The sequence below is a fragment of the Pseudomonas sp. CGJS7 genome (assembly GCF_036961695.1).
Genome location: NZ_JBAMDI010000259.1, coordinates 1 through 4,321 on the forward strand (window position 1 = coordinate 1; position 4,321 = coordinate 4,321).

The 4,321-nt window shown below is 67.6% G+C and carries 4 protein-coding genes; 2 read left to right on the forward strand and 2 right to left on the reverse strand.

Going from position 1 to position 4,321, the window contains the following annotated elements:
- Positions 1 to 101: 101 nt before the first annotated feature.
- Entirely contained in the window at positions 102 to 1,229 is a 1,128-nt protein-coding gene (locus V7787_RS52265) for an inorganic phosphate transporter (protein WP_336095370.1), read from the reverse strand.
- 10 nt (positions 1,230 to 1,239) lie between these two features.
- Positions 1,240 to 1,866: a DUF47 domain-containing protein gene (locus V7787_RS52270; RefSeq protein WP_336095371.1), complete on the reverse strand. Its 627-nt coding sequence runs from the start codon at positions 1,864 to 1,866 to the stop codon at positions 1,240 to 1,242.
- Between the two features lie 422 nt (positions 1,867 to 2,288).
- On the opposite strand from V7787_RS52270, the gene V7787_RS52275 reads away from it, so the two are divergent.
- Positions 2,289 to 3,620, forward strand: a complete 1,332-nt coding sequence (locus V7787_RS52275) for a hemolysin family protein (protein ID WP_336095372.1) — start codon at positions 2,289 to 2,291, stop codon at positions 3,618 to 3,620.
- Entirely contained in the window at positions 3,604 to 4,281 is a 678-nt protein-coding gene (locus V7787_RS52280; RefSeq protein WP_336095373.1) for an exopolysaccharide biosynthesis protein, read from the forward strand. The genes V7787_RS52275 and V7787_RS52280 overlap by 17 nt, the downstream gene beginning before the upstream one ends.
- Positions 4,282 to 4,321 lie beyond the last annotated feature (40 nt).

Genomic DNA, 4,321 nt, shown 5'->3' on the forward strand with positions numbered 1-4,321 from the left:
GCAACGCGACAACGACGGCACCGCCCTATCCACCGCAAACCCGCCAATAAAAAAGGCCCGCGATCCGCGGGCCTTTTTCGTATCCGACGATCCGGGCGAACTCAGATCCAGCCCATGAACCGCATGATCTCGAACAAGCCGTAAGCGATACCGCCCGCGGCCGGAATGGTCAGGATCCACGCCCAGATCATCTTCTCGACCACGGTCCACTTGATCGAGTTGAAGCGCTTGGCCGTGCCCACGCCCATGATCGCGGCGGAGATGTTGTGGGTGGTCGACACCGGAATGCCCAGCGAGGACGCGGCCATGATCACCGAGGCGGCGCTGGTTTCGGCGGCGAAGCCGTGGATCGGGTGCAGCTTGACCAGCTTGTGGCCCAGGGTCTTGATGATGCGCCAGCCGCCGGCGGCGGTGCCTGCGGCCATCACCACCGCGCAGGTCAGCTTGATCCAGGTGTCGATGTCGTTGTGGGCCAGCGCGCCCGGCGAGGGGTGCAGGAACGCCAGCCACGACGGCAGGTTGTCCAGGGTGCCGGCCTGCTGCGCGCTCAGCAGCGCCAGGGCGATGATGCCCATGGTCTTCTGCGCGTCGTTCATGCCGTGGGCGAAGCCCATGCCGGCGGCGCTGACCAGCTGCGCCTTGCCGAAGAAACCGTTGACCCAGCGCGGCCGCGCGATCCGCGCCAGGATGCCGCCGCTGCGGGCCATGAACGAGATCAGCGCGAACAGCACGCCCATCACCAGGAAGCCGGCGGCGAAGCCCAGCATCGGCGAGGTGAACATCGGCACGATCACCTTCCACAGCACGCCCGCGCTCTTCCAGATCGGTTCGGCCGGATGCGACCAGACCACCGCGTGCCAGTTGTTGGAGGCCGCCGCGATCGCCGCGCCGCACAGGCCGCCGATCAAGGCGTGCGAGGACGAAGACGGCAGGCCCAGCCACCAGGTGATCAGGTTCCAGATGATGCCGCCGAGCAGCGCGCACAGGATCAGCTGCGAGCCGACCTCGACCACGCCGGCGTCGATCAGGCCCGAGGCGATGGTCTTGGCCACCGCCGTGCCCCACAGCGCGCCGACCAGATTGGTCGAGGCCGCCAGCATCACCGCTTGCATCGGCGAGAGCACCTTGGTCGCGACCACGGTGGCGATGGAGTTGGCGGTGTCGTGGAAGCCGTTGACGTATTCGAAGATCAACGCCGCGAGAATCACCACCAGGACGAGCGTAAGCATCGCGCGCGCCTCAGGAGTTTTTCAGGACGATCTGGTAGGCGACCACGCCGGCTTCGCGGCAGCGGTCGATCGCCTTCTCCAGGATCTCGAAGAACTCCTTGAGCAAGAACATCTGCAGGTTGTCGAGCTGGCCGGAGTAGATATCGCGGTACAGCTCCAGCATCAGCCGGTCGGCCTCGTTTTCCAGCGCGCGCAGTTGGTCGTTGAGCGCCTTCATCGGCTCCAGCTTGAGGTGGCGCAGCTGGTGGACCATCTTCACCACCACCCCGGCGGCCTGTTCCAGCATCGCCGCGCGCGGGGCGAAGTCGATCTGCTCCAGGTGGCGGGTGGCCAGCGAATAGCGGTCGGCGAACTTCTCGACCTGCTTGGGGATCTTGTACAGCGCCGAGGACAGCGCCTCGATGTCTTCGCGCTCGATCGGGGTGATGAAGCTGTCGACCAGCTCCTGGCTGATCTTGTCGGAGGTCTCGCGCTCGCGCTGGCGGGCCAGCTTGAACGCGTCCAGGGCCGGCTGGCGGTCGGCCGCCTTGAGCATCTCGTGCAGGGCCTTGGTGCTGTCGTGGGCGGCTACGGCCGCTTCCTCGAGCAGGGTATAGAACTGGTTGCCTTGGCCGAAAATGGTCTGCAGGGAAAACATGCTGGAAAGCCTCTGGGCCAGCGACCGCGGGTGCGGGCGTCGGCGGGTTCGAGTTTGCGGTCACCGCCGCGGGCCGGACCGGGTCCGGCGCGCCGTAGGTGCCGACACGGGGGTTCGGGGCGCGATTATGACCGTTTGAAGTCGCCGCGCCCACCTTGTCGGCCGCCCCTGGCGGCCCCATGACCCAGGTGAACCCCCACCGGGTTCGCGGTTCCGACCTCGCCGCCCGCTTTCACGAAGGGGCGTCGCGGCGGCCTGTTAAGATCGGCCCAGACCCGGCCCCAGGGCCCGGTCGCCCCTCCCTTCCCCGCAACACACCCAATGGACGACGACCCAAAACCGCCGCCCGGCCGCCTTCCGGCCCCCTCCCATCGCCGCCCCCGCTGCTTCCGTGAACTCTCAGGCCACTGGAGGCGCTGCTGATGTTGGAACTTTTCATAGTCCTGGCCCTGATCGTGCTCAACGCTTTCTTCGCGATGTCGGAGATGGCGCTGATGACCTCGCGCAAGCTGCGTCTGAAGCAGATGGCGGAGACCAGCCGCGGCGCGCGCATGGCCCTGCAACTGGCCGAGCACCCCGATAACCTGCTGTCGACCGTGCAGGTCGGCATCACCGCGATCGGCGTGCTCACCGGCACCTTCGGCGGCGAGTCGATCGGCCTGGCCATCGCCGGCTGGCTCGACCACCTGCTGCCCGGCAACGCGATCGAGTACGCGCGCCCGCTCGGCATCGGCACCGCGGTCACCCTGATCACCGCCGCCAGCGTCATCTTCGGCGAGCTGATCCCCAAGCGGCTGGCGCTGACCAATCCGGAGAAGATCGCAAGTTCGGTGGCGATCGTGCTGGCGGCGCTGGCGCGCGCGGCCAAGCCGGTGGTGATGGTGCTCGGCGCGATCAACCGCGCGGTGCTGCGCCTGCTCGGCATCAAGGACGACGCCCGCAGCGAAATCAGCGAAGAGGAAATCCGCCTGTTGGTGTCGGAAAGCCACGAACAGGGCGTGATCGACGCCGATGAGCGCAAGATGATGAATCGCGTGCTCAGCCTGGGCGACCGCACCACCGACAGCCTGATGACCCCGCGCACCCGCATCGCCTGGCTCGACGCGGGCGCCAGCCTGGAAGAGAACCTGGCGACGATGCGCGAGTCGCCGTTCTCGCGGTTCCCGGTCTATCGCGGCAACGATCAGGACGTGCTGGGCGTGCTCGAAGCCAAATCGCTGCTGGCCAGCCTGGGCGAGGACAAGATCCCCGATCTGTTCGCCCAGCTCAGCGAAGCGTTGTTCGTGTCCGAATCCACCCACGCGCTGAAGCTGCTGGAAATCTTCCGCGAAGAGCAGCAATCGCTGGCGCTGGTGGTCGACGAATACGGCGACGTCACCGGTTTGATCACCGTCAACGACCTGATGGGCGCGGTGATCGGCCGGGTCCAGACCACCGAATCGGACGATCAGCCCGGCCCGGTGGTGCAGCGCGAGGACGGCTCCTACCTGCTCGACGGCGCGCTGCCGGTCGAGGAACTGCGCGAAGTCACCGGCGGCGGCCGCCTGCCGAACGAGGACGAACACGATTTCCATACCGTCGCCGGCATGGTGATCGCCCACTTCGGCCGGATCCCGCACGTGGGCGAGCATTTCGCCTGGGCCGGGTGGCGGATCGAAGTGATCGACCTGGACGGCCCGCGCATCGACAAGCTGCTGCTGCAACGCCAGCAGCCCAAGCCCGCGGAACCCGGCGACGATGACGTCGGCGGCTGATCGCGGCGACGGCCCGCGGCGCGGCGGCGAGCATCGCCCCGCGCACGAGGCCGGCACCCGGGCCTTGCTCGACGCGATCGTCTCCGGCGATCCGGACGAGACGATCAAGTTCGGCGACGTATTCAACGGCTTGGGCAACCGCTCGTTCGGGATGCTGTTGTTCGTCTCCACCCTGCCCGCCTTCATCCCGATTCCGGGCGTGGGCGGCGCGGTCAGCGGGCCGCTGGTGGTGCTGGTCGGGCTGCAACTGCTGATCGGCCTGCGCAAGCCGTGGCTGCCGGGCTTCATCGCCCGGCGCGGGCCGCACCGCAGCGCGATGGTCAAGTTCCGCAACCTGTTGGCGCCGTGGCTGACCCGGCTGGAACGCTTCGTGCGCCCGCGCGCGACCGGGCTGCTGGATCACCGCGCTGCCGGCGCGTTCACTGGCTTGCTGCTGGTGCTGCTGGGGATTTTGCTGTCGCTGCCGATACCGTTCACCAACTTCCTGTTCGGCGCGTTGCTGTTGCTGTTCGCGTTCGCGTTGTTGGAGCGCGACGGCAAGTTGATGGGGATCGCGTGGATCGCCGGGGCGATCGCGGTGGCGGTGTTCGGGATTCTGTCCGGGTCGCTGGCGCAGGCGGCGGCGGAGTGGATTGCGCTGGCTCGGGCGAAGTTGGGGTAAGCGCTGTTTGCGCGGGTGGTTTGCGCCGGCCAGTCGTTGC

Excerpts from the sequence above, each read along its gene's own strand:
- V7787_RS52265 (WP_336095370.1), bottom strand. The coding sequence starts at position 1,229 with ATGCTTACGCTCGTCCTGGTGGTGATTCTCGCGGCGTTGATCTTCGAA.
- V7787_RS52270 (WP_336095371.1), bottom strand. The coding sequence starts at position 1,866 with ATGTTTTCCCTGCAGACCATTTTCGGCCAAGGCAACCAGTTCTATACC.
- V7787_RS52275 (WP_336095372.1), top strand. The coding sequence starts at position 2,289 with ATGTTGGAACTTTTCATAGTCCTGGCCCTGATCGTGCTCAACGCTTTC.
- V7787_RS52280 (WP_336095373.1), top strand. The coding sequence starts at position 3,604 with ATGACGTCGGCGGCTGATCGCGGCGACGGCCCGCGGCGCGGCGGCGAG.